At 63.3% G+C, this 21,589-nt stretch carries 18 protein-coding genes and 2 pseudogenes; 7 read left to right on the forward strand and 13 right to left on the reverse strand.

The window, feature by feature from the left end; genetic code table 11:
* Nucleotides 1-39 precede the first annotated feature (39 nt).
* Complete coding sequence (gene pgl / locus ACG873_RS30545; protein WP_394889626.1) at nucleotides 40-735, reverse strand: 6-phosphogluconolactonase; 696 nt, start codon at nucleotides 733-735, stop codon at nucleotides 40-42.
* Between the two features lie 11 nt (nucleotides 736-746).
* Nucleotides 747-2,219 carry a glucose-6-phosphate dehydrogenase gene (gene zwf, locus ACG873_RS30550; RefSeq protein WP_394889627.1) on the reverse strand — a complete coding sequence of 491 codons (1,473 nt, stop codon included), beginning with the start codon at nucleotides 2,217-2,219 and terminating at the stop codon, nucleotides 747-749.
* A gap of 183 nt (nucleotides 2,220-2,402) precedes the next feature.
* Between zwf and ACG873_RS30555 the strand changes: the two genes are divergently transcribed.
* Nucleotides 2,403-3,878 (forward strand): aldehyde dehydrogenase family protein, encoded by a 1,476-nt coding sequence (locus tag ACG873_RS30555; RefSeq protein ID WP_394889629.1) that lies wholly within the window; start codon nucleotides 2,403-2,405, stop codon nucleotides 3,876-3,878.
* Between the two features lie 149 nt (nucleotides 3,879-4,027).
* Complete coding sequence (locus tag ACG873_RS30560) at nucleotides 4,028-4,774, forward strand: SDR family oxidoreductase (RefSeq protein ID WP_394889631.1); 747 nt, start codon at nucleotides 4,028-4,030, stop codon at nucleotides 4,772-4,774.
* A gap of 6 nt (nucleotides 4,775-4,780) precedes the next feature.
* Here the strand turns inward: ACG873_RS30560 and ACG873_RS30565 are convergent, their stop codons facing one another.
* Nucleotides 4,781-5,815: a GlxA family transcriptional regulator gene (locus ACG873_RS30565; protein ID WP_394889633.1), complete on the reverse strand. Its 1,035-nt coding sequence runs from the start codon at nucleotides 5,813-5,815 to the stop codon at nucleotides 4,781-4,783.
* A 147-nt stretch (nucleotides 5,816-5,962) separates the two neighbouring features.
* On the opposite strand from ACG873_RS30565, the gene ACG873_RS30570 reads away from it, so the two are divergent.
* A complete protein-coding gene (locus ACG873_RS30570) occupies nucleotides 5,963-6,937 on the forward strand; it encodes an alpha/beta fold hydrolase (RefSeq protein ID WP_394889635.1) in 975 nt (324 codons plus the stop codon).
* A gap of 597 nt (nucleotides 6,938-7,534) precedes the next feature.
* Here the strand turns inward: ACG873_RS30570 and ACG873_RS30575 are convergent.
* From ACG873_RS30575 to aceA, 5 genes are all read right to left on the reverse strand, one after another.
* Nucleotides 7,535-8,821, reverse strand: a complete 1,287-nt coding sequence (locus ACG873_RS30575) for an NAD(P)/FAD-dependent oxidoreductase (RefSeq protein WP_394889637.1) — start codon at nucleotides 8,819-8,821, stop codon at nucleotides 7,535-7,537.
* A gap of 176 nt (nucleotides 8,822-8,997) precedes the next feature.
* Complete coding sequence (locus tag ACG873_RS30580; RefSeq protein ID WP_394889638.1) at nucleotides 8,998-10,431, reverse strand: glutamine synthetase family protein; 1,434 nt, start codon at nucleotides 10,429-10,431, stop codon at nucleotides 8,998-9,000.
* Between the two features lie 64 nt (nucleotides 10,432-10,495).
* On the reverse strand, nucleotides 10,496-10,954 hold the full coding sequence (locus ACG873_RS30585) for a response regulator (protein WP_394889640.1): 459 nt from the start codon (nucleotides 10,952-10,954) through the stop codon (nucleotides 10,496-10,498).
* Between the two features lie 219 nt (nucleotides 10,955-11,173).
* Nucleotides 11,174-11,431, reverse strand: a complete 258-nt coding sequence (locus ACG873_RS30590) for a hypothetical protein (protein ID WP_394889642.1) — start codon at nucleotides 11,429-11,431, stop codon at nucleotides 11,174-11,176.
* 36 nt (nucleotides 11,432-11,467) lie between these two features.
* Entirely contained in the window at nucleotides 11,468-12,757 is a 1,290-nt protein-coding gene (gene aceA, locus ACG873_RS30595) for an isocitrate lyase (RefSeq protein WP_394889644.1), read from the reverse strand.
* A gap of 679 nt (nucleotides 12,758-13,436) precedes the next feature.
* Here aceA and ACG873_RS30600 point away from each other — a divergent pair.
* Nucleotides 13,437-14,885 (forward strand): helix-turn-helix domain-containing protein, encoded by a 1,449-nt coding sequence (locus ACG873_RS30600; RefSeq protein WP_394889646.1) that lies wholly within the window; start codon nucleotides 13,437-13,439, stop codon nucleotides 14,883-14,885.
* Between the two features lie 61 nt (nucleotides 14,886-14,946).
* Here the strand turns inward: ACG873_RS30600 and ACG873_RS30605 are convergent, their stop codons facing one another.
* The 3 genes from ACG873_RS30605 to ACG873_RS30615 all read right to left on the reverse strand — a co-directional run bounded on the left by ACG873_RS30605 (nucleotide 14,947) and on the right by ACG873_RS30615 (nucleotide 17,686).
* On the reverse strand, nucleotides 14,947-15,402 hold the full coding sequence (locus ACG873_RS30605) for a DUF1801 domain-containing protein (RefSeq protein ID WP_394889648.1): 456 nt from the start codon (nucleotides 15,400-15,402) through the stop codon (nucleotides 14,947-14,949).
* A 208-nt stretch (nucleotides 15,403-15,610) separates the two neighbouring features.
* Nucleotides 15,611-16,987 carry a transposase gene (locus ACG873_RS30610; RefSeq protein ID WP_394889650.1) on the reverse strand — a complete coding sequence of 459 codons (1,377 nt, stop codon included), beginning with the start codon at nucleotides 16,985-16,987 and terminating at the stop codon, nucleotides 15,611-15,613.
* A 129-nt stretch (nucleotides 16,988-17,116) separates the two neighbouring features.
* Complete coding sequence (locus tag ACG873_RS30615; RefSeq protein WP_394889651.1) at nucleotides 17,117-17,686, reverse strand: hypothetical protein; 570 nt, start codon at nucleotides 17,684-17,686, stop codon at nucleotides 17,117-17,119.
* 415 nt (nucleotides 17,687-18,101) lie between these two features.
* Between ACG873_RS30615 and ACG873_RS30620 the strand changes: the two genes are divergently transcribed.
* The 3 genes and pseudogenes from ACG873_RS30620 to ACG873_RS30630 form a co-directional block, all read left to right on the forward strand.
* Nucleotides 18,102-18,986, forward strand: coding sequence for an arginase family protein (locus tag ACG873_RS30620; RefSeq protein ID WP_394893773.1), 885 nt, complete (start codon nucleotides 18,102-18,104; stop codon nucleotides 18,984-18,986).
* Between the two features lie 76 nt (nucleotides 18,987-19,062).
* A pseudogene (locus tag ACG873_RS30625) lies at nucleotides 19,063-19,359 on the forward strand (ArsR/SmtB family transcription factor); the annotation flags it as partial.
* Nucleotides 19,360-19,491: 132 nt separating this feature from the next.
* Nucleotides 19,492-19,866 (forward strand): annotated as a pseudogene (locus tag ACG873_RS30630) (SRPBCC family protein); the annotation flags it as partial.
* 219 nt (nucleotides 19,867-20,085) lie between these two features.
* Here ACG873_RS30630 and ACG873_RS30635 read toward each other — a convergent pair.
* Together ACG873_RS30635 and ACG873_RS30640 are read right to left on the reverse strand one after the other, a co-directional pair.
* Nucleotides 20,086-20,625 carry a dihydrofolate reductase family protein gene (locus tag ACG873_RS30635; protein ID WP_394889653.1) on the reverse strand — a complete coding sequence of 180 codons (540 nt, stop codon included), beginning with the start codon at nucleotides 20,623-20,625 and terminating at the stop codon, nucleotides 20,086-20,088.
* A 163-nt stretch (nucleotides 20,626-20,788) separates the two neighbouring features.
* Nucleotides 20,789-21,316, reverse strand: coding sequence for a DUF1801 domain-containing protein (locus ACG873_RS30640; RefSeq protein WP_394889655.1), 528 nt, complete (start codon nucleotides 21,314-21,316; stop codon nucleotides 20,789-20,791).
* Between the last annotated feature and the right edge of the window lie 273 nt (nucleotides 21,317-21,589).

Consider the following 21,589-nt stretch of genomic DNA (forward strand, 5'->3'; position numbering starts at 1 on the left):
TAATGCCGGAGCGGGAGATCTCCGGCATCGGCATTCAAACTACGGCGCCCAGAACACCTGCACCGGCTGTGGCGCGCGATCCAGCACAGCGCCGACCGGCAGATGCGCTTCCCCGCCGAGTGCTGTCTCCAGCACACAGCGCTTTTCCGCGCCTTCGATATGGAGCGCGACGAAGCCTGCTTCCAATATCCGCGCCAAGGTCAGCGTCAGGCGAGGCTCGCTGCCGCTTGCCGCGTGGACAGGCGCGACGATCGCCTCGGCGGAAAGATTGAGCAGCGATTCGAGGTTGCCGGCGTCCGGAAAAAACGAAGCGGTGTGGCCGTCGGTTCCCATGCCGAGGATCACGGCATCCAGCGGGAGCGGGAGACGGCTCAGCCTCTCGCCGGCCCTGTCTGCCGCTTCTTCGACCGTGCTTGCGTCCGAAAACAGTCCGGCGAACCGCGCGGCTGCTGCCTTGTCCCGAAGCAGATTTTCCCGGACCAGCCGGGCGTTAGAGCGCGAAGAGTCTTCCGGGACGAAGCGCTCGTCGACAAGCGTGACGGTCACGTTGTCCCAGTCGAGTTCCTGTCGCGACAGTTCACGAAAGAACATGCCGGGCGTGCTGCCCCCGGAGACAGCGAGCAGCGCGGTTCCACGCTTGTCGATCGCCGCCCGCAGCACGTCCGCCACGGTGCTCGCCAGCGTTTCGGCGAGTTCATCGCGCGAGGCGAATTCGTGCCAACCCGGCGAGCGCATCCGATCCCGCCTCAGTCGCTCTCGTGCCACGTGCGACCGTCACGCTCGATCAGCGCGATCGAGGCGGACGGGCCCCATGTTCCGGCGGTATAGCCCTGTGCCTCCTGGCGGCTGTCCTCCCAGGCGCCGAGGATCGGGTCGATCCACTTCCAGGCGGCCTCGACCTCATCGCGCCGCATGAACAGCGTCTGGTTGCCGCGCACGACATCCATGATCAGCCGCTCGTAGGCGTCCGGATTGCGCTCCTGGAACGATTCCGCAAAGCTCATGTCGAGCGCTATCTGCCGCAGCCGCATGCCGCCCGGCCCGGGATCCTTGATCATGATCCACTGCTTGACGCCTTCGTCGGGCTGCAGCCGGATCACCAATTGGTTCGCACAGATGTTGCCGGCGCCTTCGCCGAAGATCGAATGCGGGATCGGCTTGAACTCAATGACGATCTCCGAGACGCGCGAGGCGAGGCGTTTTCCGGTCCGGAGATAAAACGGCACGCCGGCCCAGCGCCAGTTGGCGATCTCGGCCTTGATGGCGACGAAAGTCTCGGTGTTGCTCTGGCCGTTGCCGAGCTCCTCGATGTAGCCCTTCACCGCGCCGCCCGAAGATGCGCCGGCGCGGTACTGTCCTCGAACCGTCGATCTTGGAGCCTCCGCGCCATTAACGCGCTTCAGGGAGCGCAGCACCTTCAGCTTCTCGTCGCGGACGGAATCCGCCTCCATAGAGCCCGGCGCTTCCATCGCCACGAGACAAAGAAGCTGCAGAATGTGGTTCTGCACCATGTCGCGCAGCGCGCCGGCCTTGTCGTAATAGGTGACGCGGTCTTCCAACCCGACGGTTTCCGCCACGGTTATCTGCACGTGGTCGATATGGGCGGAGTTCCATAGCGGTTCGTAGAGCGCATTGGCGAAGCGCAGCGCCATCAAATTCTGCACCGTCTCCTTGCCGAGATAATGGTCGATGCGGAAGATCTGCTGCTCGTCGAAGACCGCGCCGATCTGGTCGTTCAGCGCACGCGCGGACGCCAGATCTCTCCCAATCGGCTTTTCCACCACGATGCGGGAGTTGGGCGAAACCAGCTTGTGTTCCTGCAGATTGCCGGCGATGTCGCCGAACAATGCTGGCGCGACGGCAAGGTAGAAGACACGGATCCCTTCATTGGCGCCGATCGCCTTCTTTAAACCGGAAAAACCTTCGCCGCTCCTGGCGTCGACAGAAACGTAAGACAGCCGGGCGAGGAATCTCTCGACCTGGTCGCCGACCGTGTCCTCGGGTTTGACGTGCTCGGCGATCGCCTTGCGGGCGAAGGCGCGGAACTCTTCGTCGCTCATTTTGGAGCGCGATGCGCCGATGATTCGGGTCGGTTCGGAAAACTGCCCGGCGCGCTGGCGATGGTAGAGCGAAGGCAGGAGCTTGCGCTCGGCGAGGTCGCCGGTGCCGCCAAAGACAATGAAATCGAATGGTTCGACGGGGATGATCTGGCTGGTCATGGTGGTTCCGTATACCTGACGGTCGCTGCTATAATCTAATCGATTTAATATGGCCAGTGTCAGACTGTCACATCTTCAAACTTGACACTGGCGCAACCCGCTTGTTTGACGGGAGTGATAGTTGCGCCTTGTGACGGTGCCGCAACATATGGCGGCACGGGCGAAAGCCAAGGAGAAATACCGATGGGCACGCATCTTTCCGCAACGGTTGCCGAGGGCCGCGCCTTCATGCAGTTCATCGACGGCAAGCCCGTGGACGCGCTGTCGGGCGAGCGCATCGACGTGGTCTGCCCGTCCGACGGCAAGGCTTTCGCCTCCATACCTGCATCTAGGGCGGCCGATGTCGACCGCGCCGTAAAGGCGGCGCGGCGGGCCTTTGACGACGGTCCGTGGGCGAGGATGCCGGCGGTCGAGCGCGGCCGCTGCCTGACCCGGCTTTTCCATCTGGTCGAGCGGGACGGCGCCGAACTCGCCGCGCTCGAATCACGCGACACCGGCAAGCCGGTTCGGCAGGGCAAGGCGGACGTCACCGCCACCATGCGCTACTACGAGTTCTACGGCGGCGCCGGCGACAAGATCCATGGCGACACCATCCCGTTCCTCGACGGCTACACGGCGCTGACGCTGCGCGAACCGCACGGCGTCGTCGCCGGCATCATCCCGTGGAACTACCCGCTGCAGATCCTCGCCCGCGTTGCCGGTGCGGCGCTCGCCATGGGCAACACGCTGGTTGTAAAACCCGCCGAGGACGCGTCGCTGACCGCAATCCGCATGGCCGAACTGGCGCTGGAGGCCGGCTTTCCCGAAGGCGTTTTCAACGTCGTGACCGGCTATGGCCGTGACGCCGGAGCAGCGCTTTCGGCGCATCCGCTGGTCGACTACGTGACCTTCACCGGTTCGCCGATGACCGGCACAGCCATCCAGCAGGCGGCGGCGATCAACAATCGCGGCGTCACCATGGAACTCGGCGGGAAATCGCCGCAGATCGTGTTTGCCGACGCCGAAATCGAGAAGGCGCTTCCCGTCCTCGTCAACGCGATCATCCAGAATGGCGGCCAGACCTGCTCGGCAGGCAGCCGGGTGCTAGTCGAGCGGCCGGTGTACGAGGTGGTCGCCGCAGGCCTCGCTGAGCGCTTTTCGAAACTGGTCGCCGGTCCGCACGACGCCGATCTCGATCTCGGCGCGCTGATCAACCCGAAGCAGAAAAGCCAGGTCGCCGGCATGGTCGCGGCGGCCGAAGAGGCGGGCGTTCCGATTCTCGCCAAAGGTTCGGTTCATCCGGATGCCCCGTCCGGCGGCTATTACCACGCGCCTGTGCTGTTCGGTTCGGTCGATCCGCAGGCTGCCATCGCGCGGCAGGAGATCTTCGGGCCGGTGCTGACACTGTTCCCGTTCGAGGGCGAGGACGAAGCGGTGAAACTCGCCAACGCCACCGATTTCGGCCTGGTCGCGGGCATATGGACCAGGGATGGCGGCCGCCAGCACCGCGTCGCCAAGCGGGTGCGGGCCGGCCAGGTCTTCGTCAACGGCTACGGCGCGGGCGGCGGCATCGAACTGCCCTTCGGCGGCTTCAAGAAATCCGGCCACGGCCGCGAGAAAGGTTTCGAGGCGCTCTACGACATGAGCGCTACTAAGACCATTGTATTCAATCATGGCTAATTTTGCGCTGCCCCTCACCTGCCTGCCGGCATCCTCTCCCCGTAAGGACGGGGAGAGGAGATAAGCGGCGCTCTTGGCGATCTCCCTCTCCCCGTCCTTCACGGGGAGAGGGTGAGGGGCGGCACCATTCATCTCAAAACGGAGCAACTATGCGTCTGAAAGACAAGGTCGCCATCATCACCGGCGCGGCATCGGGGTTCGGCGAGGGCATGGCGAAGCGCTTTGCCGAAGAGGGCGCGAAAGTCGTCGTCGCCGATTTGAACGCCAAGGGCACGGAGCGCGTCGCGGCCGAGATCGGCGCGTCGGCCATCGCGGTGACCACCGACGTTTCGCTGCAATCGGAATTCGACCTGATGGTAGAGGCGGCGATGGCCGCCTTCGGCCGCATCGACATCATGGTCAACAATGCCGGCTACACGCATCGGAACGGCGACATGCTGGCGGTCGAAGAAGACATTTTCGACCTGATCACCGCCGTCAACATGAAGGCGATCTACCACGCCGCCCGCGCCGTGGTTCCGATCATGGAAGCGCAGGGCGGCGGCGTCATCCTCACCACCGCCTCGACCGCAGGCCTCAGGCCGCGCCCGGGACTGACCTGGTACAACGCCTCCAAGGGCTGGGCGATCACCGCGACCAAGTCCATGGCGGTCGAACTTGCGCCGAAGAACATCCGCGTCAATTGCTTATGTCCGGTGGCGGGCGAAACGGGCATGCTGGCGCAGTTCATGGGCGAGGACACGCCGGAACTGCGCGCGAAATTCCGCGCCTCGATCCCGCTCGGCCGGCTGTCGACGCCGCTCGATATCGCCAACGCCGCCCTTTGGCTCGCCTCCGACGAGGCAGCCTTCATCACGGGCGTGGCGCTGGAGGTCGACGGCGGGCGCTGCATCTGAGGCGCTTCAGGCCGGCAGCGACCCCACCTCCAGGGGAGTGGCCGCCCGGCTCTCCTCCAGGTCTCCCACGAAGAAGCGGCGGCGGTATTCGCCGGGCGAGAGACCCAGTATCCGGCGGAATATTTTGCGGAACGCGCCGGGATCTTCGTAGCCGATCTGCCAAGCGACCTGCTCGACCTTGAGGCTGGAAATCTCTAGCAGTTCGCGCCCCTTGGCGATGCGCAATTGCTGGAGATATTCGGTCGGGTTGAGCCCGGTGGCTTTCTGGAAGCGGCGCAGGAACGTCCGCTCGCCCATGCCTGCCCTCTCGGCCATCATCTGCAGTGAAATTCTGTCGGCGTGATGCGCCTGGAGCCAGTGCTGGATCTTCAGCACCGCGCCGTCGCCATGATGCAGTTTCGGCGCGAAGGTGGTGTAGAAGGCCTGCTCGCGCCCGGCTGGATCGACCAGCATGAAGCGCGCCGTGGCCAGCGTGACGCCCGGCCCCATGAACCTTCCAACCAGCTTCAGCCCGAGGTCGATCCACGCCATCATCGCGCCAGACGTTATGATGTCGCCGTCGTCGATGATGAGCTTGCCGATATCGAGGCGGATACGCGGAAAACGCGCGGCGATCTGCTCGGCATGGCTCCAGTGGGTGGTGGCGCGGCGGCCGTCGAGCAGCCCGGATTCGGCCAGTAGGTAGGCGCCGCCGCAGATCGAGCAGACCATCGCGCCGGCCGCATGCCGGCTCCTGATCCAGTCGGGCAGGCAGCCGACGCGGTCGCCGACCGGCAGTTCCGTGGTCAGGCTCGGCGGCAGAAGCAACGCGGCCGGGCCGGCGCTCGGCCCCGGATGGCTGTCGAAGATTTTCGCGACCTCGCGGCCGTCCGCCGACATCTGCCAATGCGTGACCCTGAGCAGCGCCGGCGCGCGGCCGCCGCGCTCCTCGCTCATTTGATTGGCGACATGGAACAGGTCCGTCAGCCCGTGGATCGCCGCCCTCTGCGCCTCGGGATAGATCAGTATGCCGATTTCGACCGGCTCGTCGCCCATCGTCATATTTGTCAGTTCCGTCCCGCTTAATGTCAGTTTCGCCAAGCGCGAGCTTAGGAGCCGCGGGCTATCAACACAACCAGACGGCAGCGCAGTGCAGACATGCAGACGGCGCTTCCGCCTCGAAGCCGAGAAAGCCCGAAGGAGCTGAAAATGACCGACCGTGCATCGTTTGCCGATACTCTCCTCTCCCGCCGCAATTTTTTTGCCGGCAGCGCAGCCGCCGCCGGCCTTGCAAGCGCGCCCGCCGCGTCGGCAAGTTCCACCACAGCATCGTCCACCCAAGCAGAAGGAAGAAAGACCGTGAGCAAGATCGTCACCCGCGACGGCGTTGAAATCTACTACAAGGACTGGGGCAAAGGGCAGCCCGTTGTGCTCAGCCATGGCTGGCCGCTCAGCGCCGACAGCTGGGAATCGCAGGCGCTCCATCTGGCCTCCAATGGCTTCCGCGTCATCGCCCACGATCGCCGCGGCCACGGCCGCTCCAGCCAGCCGTGGGACGGCAACGACATGGATCACTATGCCGACGACCTGGCGGACGTCATCGAGGCGCTGGATCTCAGGGACGTCTTCCTCGTTGGCTTCTCCACCGGCGGCGGCGAGATCACCCGCTACATCGGCCGCCACGGCACCGGCCGCGTCGCCAAGGCCGGCCTGATCTCGGCCGTGCCGCCGCTGATGGCCAGGACCGAGGCCAATCCCGAAGGGCTCCCGATGGAAGTGTTCGACGGCCTGCGCGCGGCCTCGATAGCCGACCGGTCGAAGCTCTATCGCGATCTCGCCAGCGGCCCGTTCTTCGGCTTCAATCGTCCGGGCGCGACCGCCTCTGAAGGCATGATCGACGCCTTCTGGCTGCAGGGCATGATGGCCGGCCACAAGAACGCTTACGACTCGATCAAGGCGTTTTCGGAGACCGACTTCACCGAGGATCTGAAGAAGTTCGACGTTCCGACGCTGATTGTCCACGGCGACGACGACCAGATCGTGCCGATCGGCCGCTCCGCCCACGCCGCCGCCAAGCTGGTCGCGAACGCGACGCTGAAGGTCTATCCCGGCGCGCCGCACGGGCTCGGCGACACCCACAAGCAGCAGCTCAACGACGACCTGCTCGCCTTCGCCAGGGGGTGAGGCGGGGCTTCCTTCTCCCCTTGTGGGAGAAGGTGGCCGACCCTGAACTTGTGAAGGGGAGGTCGGATGAGGGGTGCTGCGTGGAGTGCCACGCTGGTGATTGATCGCGTTTCGGCATTGTATGCGTCCCGTATTCCCCGCCTCATTTCTTCCAACACCCCTCATCCGTCTTGGCGCTTCGCGCCAATCCACCTTCTCCCACAGGGGAGAAGGGAGAGGCGCGCATCTCTCCATTGCCACGCTGCGTTTCCGCCCTGGCCAATTGCGAGTGAAGTAGGGAAGCGGGGCGCGAGGCCAACGCCTTCCTAATTTTTATACGGGGCGCGAACTCCGTGCCCCGCCGGTGATTTTTTCAACCCCCCGTTTCCGAGCCTATGGACCTGCCGGCATACGCCGATGGTTTACCATGCCGACGCGAGCGATATACGGCGCCTCGTGCCCGTCTGAGCGGACAGTCGTGGAAACTCCGGGCGACCTTCCGCTTCCGCGGCCACGTTAGCCGCTTTCCCGAAACACCGGTTCCTCCCCGCAGATCACCGTCATGACCGGCGTTCCCGCAGGAGAAACTGCCAGGGATTATGCGGGAGGGGCTATCGCCTAAATCCTGTCCCTCAGCGCGAACCAGTTGAGGGCGAGGAAAAGCAGTGGGGCGCGCAGGCGGCGGCCGCCGGGGAAGGGCGGGATGTTCAACTCCTCGAACAGCTTCAACCGGTCGCGGTTGCCGGCAACCGTTTCGGCGTAGAGCTTGCCTACGAAGTTGGACAGCATGACCCCGTGGCCGGAATAGCCGCCGGCTGAGATCACGCCCGGCATCACCTCGCGGACGAACGGCTTGCGCGGCACGGTGATGCCGACATAACCGCCCCAGCCATGGGTGATCTCGATATCCTTCAGCGCCGGATAGATCTCGGCGATCTGGCGGCGGATGTGGATGTGGATGTCCTTGGGGTCGTGGACCGTGTAGATCTCGCGGCCGCCGAACAGCAGCCGGTTGTCGCGTGTCTTGCGGAAATAGCGCACCACGAAGCGGGAGTCGTCGACGGATTCACCGCCCGGAAGCACCGGGCTGTCGGCCGGAAGCGGCACGGTCGCGCCGATGAACGAGCCGATTGGCATGATGTGCGAGGCGCTGACCGGTTCGAGTTCGCCACCATAAGCGTTGACCGCGACCAGGCATTTTTCGGCGGTGATCGCACCGGTCGCCGTCGCCACGCGGATTTTGCCGCCGATGGACGAAATGCTTGTGGAACGCGTGTTCTCGAAAAGCCGCGCGCCGGCTTCGGCCGCAACCCGCGCGCTGCCGATGACCAGCTTCAGCGGGTGGATATGGCCGGTGCCGGTGTCGCGTATGCCGCCGTAGTAATGGGTCGAGCCCAGGCGCTCGGCGGTTTCGGCGGCGTTCATGAAGGTCATGTGCGGGTAGCCGGCCTTCTCGCGCATGTAGTCGGCGTAGCGGCGGTAGTCGTTGACATAGCGCTTCTTGTGCGCGACCGAGATCTGTCCCGGCATGAAGTCGATGTCGATGGCGTTGACGCGTGCGAATTCGAGAAGGTGCACCTTGGCTTCCTCGGCGAGGTCGAACAGCGCCTTGGCCCGCGTCCAGCCATAGGCGGCCTCCATGTCGTCGAGCGAGCCGCGCTGGCCGGTGCCCAACTGGCCGCCATTGCGCCCCGATGCGCCGTCGCCAAAGCGGTTCGCGTCGATAAGCACGACGTCGACGCCGGATTTGGCAAGGTGCGCCGCGGCTGACAAGCCGGTGAAGCCGCCGCCGATGATGACGACATCGGCTTTGGCATCGCCGTCGAGGGCCGGGTACTCAGGTCTTGGCCCAGCCGTATCTTCATACCATGAGCGGCCTGGCGAAATCGGAGATTGATAGGTCAATGAAGCCTCCTGACCTTCTCCCCTTGTGGGAGAAGGTGGGCGAGCGAAGCGAGGTCGGATGAGGGGTGCTGGACGGATTGCAGACGTGTCATTTCTTCCAACATCCCTCATCCGTCTCGGCGCTGCGCGCCGATCCACCTTCTCCCACAGGGGAGAAGGCAGGCGCCCAATCGCCCTCACACATTCAACAGCAGATATTCCCGCTCCCACGGGCTGATGACCTCCATGAAGGTCTCGAATTCCGCCCGCTTGATCGCCGCGTAAGTGGCGGCGAAGGAGTGGCCGAGCAGGTCCTTCAGGTCCTCGTCGGCCTCGAACAGGTCGACTGCCTCGAGCAGGCTGCGCGGCAGGTCGATCGCGTCCTCGTTCGCGGTGGTCAGCATCGGCGCGTCGGGCGCGATCTGTTTCGACATGCCGATCAGCCCGCAGGCGAGCGAGGCGGCGAGCGCCAGATAGGGATTGGCGTCGGAGGAGGGGATGCGGTTTTCGAGCCGGCGGCCGGCCGGGTCGGAGCGGGGCACGCGGAAGGCGACCGTGCGATTGTCGTAGCCCCATTTGGTGTTGACCGGAGCGGAGGCCGCCTGCGTCAGCCGGCGATAGGAGTTGACGTAGGGCGCAAACATCACCAGCGCGTTGGGCACATGTTTCTGCATCCCGCCGATGAAATGGCCGAAGGCCTCGGTCTCGCCGCCATCCGGATTGGAAAAGATGTTCTTGCCGGTCTTCCTGTCGATGATCGACTGGTGGATGTGCATGGCCGAGCCGGGCTGGCCCTGGATCGGCTTGGCCATGAAGGTGGCGTAGGTCTCGTGCTTCAGCGCCGCCTCGCGGATGGTGCGCTTGAACAGGAACACCTGGTCGGCGAGCTCGACCGGGTCGCCGTGGCGAAGGTTGATCTCGAGCTGGCCCGCGCCCTCCTCGTGGATCAGCGTGTCGATCTCCAGGCCCTGGCTCTCGGAGAAATGATAGATGTCGTCGATCAGCTCGTCGAACTCGTTGACGCCGGCGATGGAATAGCCCGCCCCGCCCCCGATGGGGCGGCCCGAGCGGCCGACGGGCGGCACAAGCGGATAGTCGGGGTCGGGGTTCTTGCGCACCAGATAAAACTCGATCTCGGGCGCCACGACCGGCCTCAGGCCGCGCTTCTCATATGCTGCGACCACGCGCTTCAGGACGTTGCGCGGCGTGAACTCGACGGAACGGCCGTCCTGGTGGACGAGATCGCAGATGACCTGCGCGGTCGGGTCGGTCTCCCACGGCACCACCGACAGCGTCGACAGGTCAGGCATCAGCTTCAGGTCGCCGTCATCCTCCGGATAGGAGAAGCCGTTGCCGTTTTCCGGGTAGCCGCCCGAAATCGTCATCATGAACACCGCCGAAGGCAAGGCCAGCGAGGTGTTGGAGGTGAACTTCTTCGACGGCATCATCTTGCCGCGGGCGACGCCGGCCTGATCGGGGGTGATGCACTCGATGTCCTCGATGCCGCGCCATTCCAGCCACTCGCTGGTTTCCTTCCAGTTCTTCACGCCGCGCAGATTTTTCACGAATGCGGGCGTGCGGGCGCGTCCCCCGCGGCTCGACGGGCGGACTTCCTTCTTTGCAGGCGGCATCAATCACCAGATTGCGGTTGCGGATTTCGCAGTATAGCCGGGCCGCATGATGGAAAGGAAGGGGCTACTGGCGCGCCCGTTCGAGCAGGCGGTCGATGACGGGCTGCAGGAGTTCCGTCGTGATCGGCTTGGCCACCACCGCGTCGACGGCGGCGAGCGGCGCCGGATCAGCTTTGCAACGCGATTTCGTCGCTAGCAGAATTACGGAGGGCGCGTTGTGGCGGCATGCGCTGCGCAACGAGGCAAGCCGCGCCATCAGGCCCTCGCAATCCCTGTTGTCGGCGCCGCCGTCGAGAATGACGGTGCCCGGAAACATCGAGCGCAGTGTTCTGGCCGCTGCTTCCGGCGTTTCGGAAATCGGCTTGAGGCCTGACTTTTCGATGATTTTGGAAACGACGACGCGGTTCACCGGCGAGTGCCCGACGACGAGAACCCGGGAGAAATCCGGCACCAGGTCCCGAGCGTCGTCCGGGCTTGCGTTCACATGCTGGCGGATTGCCCGCTCGGGGCCGGAATAGGTCATGGCTGGGAATGCCGATCGTCAAGCGCTTCAATTTACGGTTGCGTGGCGGGAACATAACCTGCGTGCGGATGACGTCAAGCACAAATCGTGCGAACTTTCTTCGGGCCCGAAGAAGAGACAGCCGGCCTCCAGTCGAGTTGGAAGCCGGCCGCGTTGCAATCAGGATAAAGCGACTCCAGAATCGATACAGGCGCGAAACTGGATTGTATTTTAATCGTATTAGCCGCTGTTAGACTGGGTGACGATGACCGGGATGAGCAGATCGCCCCAGTTTCCCTTGCCGCCGTGATGACGCGCGGAGCGGACGAGTTCGACCGACACGCCGGCCTCGACCGCCTTCATCACCGACTGGTTGAGCCGGTGCAGGTCGTTGGCCAGCATGCGGATCGCCGCCTGTTGGTCTCCCGTCATCGCCGAGGACTGTTCCTCGGCGCGTTCCTTGACGCGGGTTTTCGGACGTTCTTCGGTCATGACCATGATGCCTTCTCTCCGTTCAGGTTGCTGTTGCCGCGGCTATTCCGCTGCCGGCTTGAACTGGTCGTGCTCGGTCGATTCTTTCATCGCCGTAGTCGAGGACTGGCCGCCGGTGATCGCCATCGAGACGGCGTCGAAATAGCCGGTGCCGACCTCGCGCTGGTGCTTGGTGGCGGTGTAGCCGTTCGCCTCGGAAGCAAATTCGGCTTCTTGCAGCTCCGAATAGGCCGCCATCTGCCGGTCGCGATATCCCCGCGCGAGCTCGAACATGCCATGGTTCAGCTGGTGAAAGCCGGCCAGCGTGATGAACTGGAACTTGTAGCCCATGGCGCCGAGCTCGCGCTGGAATTTGGCGATCGTCGCGTCGTCCAGGTGCTTTTTCCAGTTGAAGGACGGCGAGCAGTTGTAGGCCAGCAGCTTGTCGGGGTGATGCCTGCGCACGCCCTCTGCGAACTTCTTCGCCTGCGCCAGATCCGGCTTCGAGGTCTCGCACCAGATCAGGTCGGCATGCGGCGCATAGGCGACGGCGCGCGCGATGCAGGGCTCCAGCCCGTTTTTCACCTGGTAGAAACCCTCGACGGTACGGCCGGCGCTGTAGTCGACGAAAGGCTGGTCGCGCTCGTCGATGTCGGAGGTGAGCAGCTTGGCAGCCTCGGCGTCTGTGCGGGCGATGACCAGCGTCGGCGCGCCCATCACGTCGGCCGCGAGCCGCGCGGCGTTGAGGTTGCGTATGTGGGCGGCGGTCGGGATCAGCACCTTGCCGCCGAGATGGCCGCACTTCTTCTCGGACGCCAGCTGGTCCTCATAGTGAACGCCGGCGGCGCCCGCCTCGATGAAGGCCTTCATGATCTCGAAGGCGTTGAGCGGACCGCCGAAACCGGCTTCGGCGTCGGCGACGATCGGCGCGAACCATGTGTCGACCGACAGCCCGTTGCCTTCGGAGGTTTCGATCTGGTCGGCGCGCTGCAGCGTCTTGTTGATGCGTTTTGCGAGTTCGGGCGCGGCGTTGGCCGGATAGAGCGACTGGTCGGGATACATGGCGGACGCGGTGTTGGCGTCGGCCGCGACCTGCCAGCCCGACAGGTAGATCGCCTTCAGGCCCGCGCGCACCATCTGCATGGCCTGGTTGCCCGAAAGCGCCCCGAGCGCGTTGACGAAATCCTCCTCGTGGATGAGCTTCCAGAGCCGGTTGGCGCCCATTTCGGCGAGACTGTACTTGATCTGGACCGAGCCGCGCAGCCGCGTGACGGCCTCCGGCGTGTAAGGGCGTTCGATGCCGTCGAAACGGCCTTCCGGCGCGGAGGGGACGAGGTTGTAAAAATCGGTCATAGATTGGCTCCAGTAAGTCGAGTTTGCTGGCGGCTTCCCGTGCGGTGGCGCATCCGTGTATGACTTCATTTACATTGCAGCGCGGGACAGGCGAGAGAAATCGCCGGATGCGATGGGAAATAAGGGAAAACCTGTGTTGTGTTTGACTGGAGAAGGCTGTAAATTTGTCAAAGCTGTAAAAGCGGCTTGTAGAGAGATTCTGCAAATTTCGTGTAAATCCCTGTAAACCTTGACGGTCACGGTGGTTTGAATGCCCGCTCTCCCAACTCTGCTTCTGCCATTGGCAGCCCTGTGCCAGCTTCTGATCGTGTTCTTCTGTGTTGGGGGTTTTGCGGAACTGGTTTACCGACAAACGACGGGAGGGGACGATGTAGCCGCTGCTCGGCCACGAACCGCTATAGGCCTGCCAGCCACCATTTCTGTAGTGTTTCAGGCAGCATTTCTTAATGGGACCTTGCTCGTTCTCTCGTTTCCGAGTTTCGTGGCGGGCGAACTCTCAGACGGCTTGCTGGTTTTGTCAGGTGTTGGTTTCGCCGGAGTTGCGGTGTCTGCGATAGCGGCGATGAGTTCCACGCGATCCAGGTCAAAGCCGCTAATTGCACAGCTTGCTCTCAGCGTCGTTGGACTGATTTGCCTGTTCGTTTCCTATTATTTTTGGCCCGCGGCGTAGGTCCTATCGATGGCCGACCAAAAAATTTTCATCGGGCCGCGCATCCGCCGCATCCGCAACGCCAAGGGCCTGACCCAGACGGCGATGGCGGAGGGGCTGGGCATCTCGCCCTCCTACCTGAACCTCATCGAGCGCAACCAGCGCCCGCTGACGGTGCAGCTCATCCTCAAGCTGGCCTCCGTCTACAAGGTCGAACCGGAGGAGTTGCAGGGCGAGGCGCGCGGCTCGATCGCGGCGCTGCGCGAGGTGTTCGCCGATCCGCTGCTTGCCGGCGAACTGCCGGGCGACCAGGAACTGATCGAGGTCGCCGAGGCGGCTCCGAACGCGGCTGCGGCGATGATAAAGCTGTTTCGCGCCTATCGCGAACAGGCCGAAAGGCTGTCGGACCTTTCCGAGCTTCTGGCGCGCGAGGGCAGGGCGACCGCGCTTCTCGGCGCCAGGCTGCCGTTCGACGAGGTGCGCGAGATTTTCGAGCGCCACCCGAACCATTTTCCGGCGCTGGAGGAGGAGGCGGAGGGGTTCACTGCCCTGCTCGACCCGGGCGACGACCTGGTCAGCGCGCTGAAGGCTTGGCTGAAGCGCGAACACGGCATCGTGGTCAAGGTGCTGCCGCTGGCGACGATGCCGAACTGGCGGCGGCGCTATGACCGCCACTCGCAGCGCCTGTTCATTTCCGAGCGCCTGTCGCCCTTCGACCAGTTGCGCGAAGTGGCGATGGAAGCCTGCCTGATGCGCATGCAGGTTGCCGTGGCGGGTGAAATCCAGGCGCTGAAGCTTTCTTCCGACGAGGCGCGGCGCATCGCCCGCTTCGAGCTTGGCCGCTACGCAGCGCACGCTCTGATGATGCCCTACCAGGCGTTTCAGGCGGCGGCGGCGCGCGCCCGCTACGACATCGACGTGCTGAAATCCCGGTTCGGCGTATCTTTCGAGCAGGCGGCGAACCGCCTGACCATGCTGCAGCGGCCGGGCGCCTCGGGCGTGCCGTTCTTCATGCTCGAGGTCGACAATGCCGGGCACCGCTTCCGCAGGGCCGGCGCGCAGGGCTTTCCGCAAAACCGTTTCGGCGGCGGCTGTCCGAAACTGCCGGTCCACGCCGCATTCACCCAGCCCGGCCAGATCTTCGTCGAGGCAGTCGAAATGCCGGACGGCGCCGAATTCCTCTGCGTCGCCCGCACCCTGGAAGGGCCGCAGGGCGCGTTTTCCGAGCGTCCGCGCCGCACGGCGCTTCTTCTCGGCTGCGACATTGGTTTCAAGGACGAGATCGTTTATGGCGCGGCGCTTCCGGGCCGTCCAGCAGGCAGCGGCGCAAAGTCAGGCGCTGTCCTCTCGACGCCGGTCGGGCCTGCCTGCCGCCTCTGCGAGCGCTCCGGCTGCCTCTCGCGCGCCGAACCGCCGGTAACGCGGCCGCTCGGGCTGGACGAGATGGTGACGGGGTTGAGCGCCTTCGATTTTCAATGAGATCGCCACTTCGAGCTAGGGATGACCGGGCTGATGGAGCCAGTCGGTCTTTCGACGCTCCTCAGGCGCCCTTTGGAGAGCGGACGGGGCGTGCGGTAGCTCGCGCCGAAATGTTCAGCGCCGCGGCGGCGCGAATGAGCGCCTTCAACGCCTCTTCATCAATCTTGTCGCCCTCGTGGAAATCGATGGCGCGCCTGGTGCCGCCTTCGAGGCTGGAGTTGAAGATGCCTGAAGGGTCGTCCAACGACGCGCCCCTGGCGAAAGTCAGCTTCACCTTGTCCTTATAGGTCTCGCCGGTGCAGATGATGCCGTCGTGCTCCCACACCGGAACCCCCAACATGTTCGACGGCTTTCGCCATTTCACCTCCTCGACCACGTCGGGGTCGGCCTCCTTGATGAGAGCCCGGACCCGGGCGAGCGTCTCGCCGCGCCAGTCGCTCAGTTTCGCGATTCGCTCATCGATCAGTTGGGACGGGGAGTCTCCTGTTTCGCCTTCCTTAGGGCTGCTCTTCTTCACTGTCGCTCCCTCAATGCTGTGGCTCCTCGCCCGCTACTTGAGTATCGCTAGTCGGGAAATTTGCAACAAGCGAACGTCCAAAAGGGTGGAAAGCTCACATTGATGTCATCGATGCGAACGGGCTGAAAGCGCCCGATTGTGTTGAAGAAGTCGCTGATCGGAGCGAGTTGTTGGCCCGCTCGACGTGACCGATGGATGCCTTGCCCCCTCAGGCGGGGGCCGGCAGAGGTGACATCGGGATCAGCTTGGCGATCTTGCGGAGGTTCTGGGCGGTGGCAGCGAGGAGGAACTCGTCTTTGGCACCGTTTGGACCTCGCAGGCGCAGGCGATCGAGCTTCAGGATGCGTTTGAGGTGCGCGAACAACATTTCGACCTTCTTTCGTTGCCTTCGTGAAGTGAGGTAGGCGTCGGTCGTGGCGATATCGCGCGCCCTGTCGCGGGCGCCTTCATGGATTGATCGCATGATCTTGCGAGCCGGCATGTTGGGCGTGCAGCGCTGGCGTAGAGCGCAGTCGCTGCAGTCCTGCTGGCGCGCACGATACCGAATGAAGCCATCCTGATCGACATTGGACCGGGGGACGGTAAAGTTCCGGTTTCGAGGTCGCAGGCGCTTGCCGCCGGGACAGATATAGCTGTCATCCTTCTGGTCGAAGGTGAAGGCCGATCGCTCGAATGTTCCGTCGGTGCGGGCGGATTTGTCGAACACCGGGATGTGCGGCGCAATGCCCTTGTCCTCGACCAGCCAGGCTAGGTTGGCGGCATCGCCATAGCTGGCATCGGCAGCCAGCCGGTCGGGCCGCAGGCCGAACCGTGCCTGCGCGCGGTCGATCATCCTGCGCTGGGCAGTCACCTCGGCCTGGCGTACCGAGGTGGTCGCCTCGACGTCAACGATCACGGCATGTTCGAGGTCGATCAGATAGTTGGTGCTGTAAGCGAAGAAGGCGCGCTCGCGCGTCGCGGCGGTCCATCGCGAGGCAGGGTCGGCCACCGCCAGTTGCTTGGGTGTGACCGGCGTCGCGCCACCGAACGCGGCATCGTCGAGCACCGCCAGATACTCTCGCACGGCGTGGCTGACACGTTCTTGCGGCAGCTGCTCGTGACGATCGACGGCGTGCTGCCGGCTCACATCGGCCCGGACCAGGCTGGCGTCGACCGCGAAGCCTTCGCCGCCGACCAGCCCCTCGGCAATGCAACGCGCCACCGTCATCTCGAACAGCTCGCGCAGCAGATTGCTGTCGCGGAAGCGCCCGTGTCGGTTCTTGGAGAAGGTCGAGTGGTCGGGCACGTCGCCCTCGAGGCCAAGACGGCAGAACCAGCGATACGCCAGGTTCAGATGAACTTCCTCGCACAGACGCCGTTCGGAGCGGATGCCCATGCAATAGCCGATGATCAGCATCCGGATCATCAGCTCGGGATCAATCGAAGGCCGACCTGTCTCGCTATAGAAGGGGCGCAAGTGCTCGCGGATGTCCGACAGGTCCAAGAACCGGTCGATCGAGCGTAGCAGATGGTCCGCCGGCACGTGTCGATCCAGGTTGAAGCTGTAAAACAGCGTCTCCTGCGCCACCGTTCGCTCACCCATCATCGGCCGACTCTCCGGATGCTGGCAATGAGTGAATCAGTTGATCGACGCTACTTCAAGACTGAGTTTTTCAACACAATCCGCCCAATAGCGGCCATTGACGAAAGTACTCTCCGGTCGGCGATATCGAAGTCACTCTTTCCTTCGCGCGTTTTCTAGAAAGACACCCCATTGTGTCCCACGGCCACCCACCACGATCTGGACGCCGGGAATGAGGGTGCGTCTAAATTCTTCTGGCAAATGACAGATCCGGTCAAAAAGCGCTGGCATGCCGTCGATTTCTATCGGGTTTCGACATTTTCTGTCACCCCACCTCGTCGCCTCGGTGACTGTGAAGGTCAACTCCTCTTCCTGGCCTGCAAGTATCGCAATGATCATCGGCCCTCCCATGGTCACTGCGGTGTATCCCATCCATAACCCCATGATCGGCGTGAAAACAATTAGTGTTAAACGCGCCAGAGGGCCGTATTTCTCGTGAATTGAGCTGTCTCCCTGAATCAGCCAAAAGAACAAGACCGCCGAGAGCGCGCCTGCTATCCAAGCAAAAGGCCCTATCAAGGAGACCCAAGCGGGAGCAGGCAGATACTGGTGTCCAAAAAGTATCGCGAAGACCGGCAAAGGCCCCAACAGAAACGGCACGATGCTCAGAATGCGAACCAGTCGCGGCGCTCTCATTTCCGGAGGTGTTTGGTCATTCTGCAAAAAAAGTCCCCCCAAAATCAGAATTGGATTGTGCGCATCATGCCCATTTCTTCCACAACCGTACTTCAATAACAACGCGGCGTACGGTTCACTTCGGGTCTGGAGCCGCGCTTAACCATCTGAAGCAATGGCGCGTTGAATCGACGAGATGAAGGTAAAAAGCCGGTCCGAAATGAGGCTCGGTCGCGCCGTTCGTTATGATTGCCACCGACGACGGCAACGGGTCGATAGCGGTCTCTGACGGCATCGACGCGACGGACGTGCCATTCGGAGCGAAGTCGACGAACGGCGGTGCTGCCTCACGTACTCGAATCTCGCGCCCCCGAGCCGCAAACTTTCACTGTCGCGGAGAAACCTTCCTCCCTCTCGACACGTTTTGCGCGTGGTCGCACCAAAATGGAGCATCGAGTTGACGGTGCGTTTGTTGAACATTATCGGCGCCGCCACCAGCGCCGGCGCTTATTCGCCGGGGCAGGAGCAAGCCCCTGCGGCCTTTCGGCGACATGGGCTCGCAGAGGCGCTCGCGAGCCGAGGCAGAACCGTCAGGGATCGTGGCGACGTTGCATCCTTCCGATGGCGGCCGGATCTTTCGCGGCCGCAGGCGATGAACCTGGAGGCTGTGCGCCAAGCCTGTGAGTTGGTCGCAAGTCACGTGGCGACGGCGATCTCGGCGCAGGAAGACGTGCTCGTCCTAGGCGGCGATTGCACGGTGGAACTGGGAACGGTCGCCGGAGCGAATGCGGCCGGCGCACGGATCGGGCTCGTCTACATAGACTTCGACGCCGATCTCAACACACCTGACACGAGCGACGGCGCGCTGGACTGGACTGGCGTCGCTCACCTGCTCGACATTCCCGGATGCGAGCCTTCGCTCGCCGGGGTCAGCCCGGCCCGTCCGATGCTCATGCCTCAGCAGGTCCTCTATTTCGCCGTCGAGAACATCACTCCGCCCGAAGCCGCCGCGATCAGAGATCACGCGATCGAGGTCATATCGCGTGAGGAGGCCTTGAGCGACATCGAGATGTCGGCGGCGCGTGCGGCCGAGTGGGCGGCGCACTTTGACTGTGCGCTTGTTCCCTTCGATGTCGATGTACTCTCCTTCATCGATTTTCCGATCGCCGAGAATGTGCGCCGTTGCGACGGTCTCAAACTGGAGCAAGCCGCCTTCGTGCTGAAGCGGCTGGCCGCCCTGCCGCAATGGCGCGGCTTGACCATCACGGAGGTCAATCCAGCCCATGCGCCGGACGAGTCCGCTGCGTTCGCACGCTTGAACGCGATGCTTGCAGACGCGCTTGGGTAAGGACGGCGACCGGGTTCAGCAGCCGAATGGACCGGATTGACTCCAGCTACGCGTAAGGATATGCTTACGCGTAATGATGACGGCTTATGCAACGAATGGCTGGGCGGCACTCGGCGATCCGACCCGGCGGGCGATCTTCGAGCGGGTGATCGAGCAACCCAGCGCGGTCAGCGAGCTCGCCCGTGGGTTGCCCGTCAGCCGGCCGGCGGTCTCGCAGCATCTGAAGGTGCTGAAGGACGCCGGTCTCGTCGTCGATAAACGAGCCGGCAAGCAGCGCATCTACCAGGTCGACCCCGACGGGCTGGCAGCACTTCGGGCTGAACTCGACCGTTTCTGGACCAAGACGCTCGCGGCCTACAAGGCGGTCGTCGAGCAACCGACGAAAGGAGATCCGATGAGCATCCAAGCAGCAGACACATCCGTGCTAAATTCGATCGTCGTCGAGGCGCCGATCGCGCGCGCATTCAAGGTCTTCACCGAGGACTTCGGCAGCTTCAAGCCGCCCGAGCACAATTTGCTCAAGGTCCAGATCGCGGAGACCGTTTTCGAGCCGAGGGTCGGCGGCTTTCTCTACGACCGCGGGGTTGACGGGAGCGTATGCCGCTGGGCGCGGGTGCTGGCCTACGAGCCGCCCAGCCGTTTGTTGCTGAGCTGGGACATCAGCCCGCGATGGCAGATCGAGGACGACCCGCAGAAAACGAGCGAGTGGGAAGTACGCTTTATCGCCGAAACCCCGCAACGCACGCGGGTCGAGATCGAGCACCGCAATCTCGACCGGCATGGCGAAGGCTGGCAAGGCGTCCGCGACGGCGTGGCCGCCGACCAGGGTTGGCCGCTCTACCTGCAGCGCTACGCCGACCGGATGGCCAAGGAGCGCTAGGGTCTGCGATCACCACCACGATCGATCCACCTGCGGCCGGGGTGTCGACGGCCCCATCCGTCGAATGCCGCCCCCGGCCACCGGCGGCGTGCGCCTGCCCGCCGCCGGTGGTGGTGGTGAGTCGTCGGACGCTTTCGACGCCCTTGGTAGTTCGGCACGGGCGCAGCCGAGGCCAATCGGATGACTAACTCGCGCCGAAACGACAGCACGCTCGTTTCCTCATTTCGTCGCTCGTGTGGGCACATATTCCAGAGCCAAGACGCCGTTGCTGAAACGCTTGGCTGAGATCAGATCGAGTTGGTACTGTTCACCTGGCGCGAAAAACCGCTTCCCTTCGCCAACAACCACGGGATAGCTCAGAAGCCTGATGCGATCGACGAGCCCATGACGCAGTAATTCCTGGGCCACGCTGATACTGCCGTGCACATAAATATTGCCGCCACTCTCTTGCTTCAGCTTCTGAGCCGCTTCGGCCAAATTGCCCTTGAGCAACTCTGCGGGTTTCCAATCGAGTTTTTGCGACGTCTTGGAGGCCACATATTTGGGCAGTGCGTTGAACCTGTCGGCGAAGTTCCCAGTCTGTTTGGGCCAAGAGCCGGCAAAGATCTGATACGTGGTGCGGCCCAAGAGCATCGCGCCACTGTCAGAAAGTTCGGCGTTCTTGAACTCATCCATCTCGGCGTTCCAAGTTGCGTGGAGCTTCTCCACCTCGGCAATGCCGTCGGCGCTGATGAATTCGGTGACGATAAGTTTTCGCATTTTTCGCGCTCCACAGGTGATCCACCACAAGGACGCGCTGGCCTTCGAAATTCCGACGAGGCGTGAAGAATATTTCTTATCGCTCGCTCTGGATCAACTCGTCCCGTGGCTGGAGCGCTCCAGCGGATGCTGGCCAGGGATGCACTTCCACGGGCTCGACCGCTCACATTTTTTCGCCCGGCAATTGGCTGGCCTGCTTCACCCAGTCGGCGAACTGAGCTTCGTCGAGTTGGCCCTCATGAATGTCGAGGTAGCGCACTTCCGGGTACTTGGACTTGCCGGGCGGGGCAGGTCGCAGCGACGCACCGCGGAAGAAGGTCACTTTGACGTAGCGGGCGAAGACGTGGAACGACAGGAACCAACCCTCGCCCTCGTCCGGTGCGCCATAAAAGGGCGAGTTCCATTTGACCGCCTTGCGCACGCCGGGGACGGTGCGCTCGACGATCGCGTCGAGGCGGCGACCGACGTCGCTTTTCCAGCCCGGCATGGCCGCGATATAGGCCTGCACGGGGGCGTCGCCGTAGCCCTTCGCGATCTGAGGGTTGCCGCCCGAGAGAAGGACCGGCTTTTCGGTCTCGCGGGGTTGCAACTTCGCCGCCGTTTTGCGCGGCTTGGCCGCCTTCGCAGCGGCCGGCTCGGCGGCTGTTTTCTTTGCGGCCTTCGTTGACTTGACGGACGTCTCATTGGCCATCGCGTTCACTCCACTGAATGACGGACAGATAATCAATTTTAGGCTGCGGACTCAATTGGCCCAGCACCTTGCGGCTCCATCAGGCATAGCGGCCATAGACAGTGGTGTGCAGGCCACAGCACTACGGCCATCTGAATCAGATTTTCTCAGCACGTTGAGCGCATTGAATTGGGATCATGCCCTAGTAAAAAATAGAAGTTGGACGAGATACAGGTAAATAACGCATAAACTCTTCGATATCCAAGGAAACATCTGGAATAATATTTTTGTTTG

Origin of the sequence: Allomesorhizobium aridi, assembly GCF_043769475.1 — a bacterium.
GTDB lineage: Bacteria > Pseudomonadota > Alphaproteobacteria > Rhizobiales > Rhizobiaceae > Allomesorhizobium.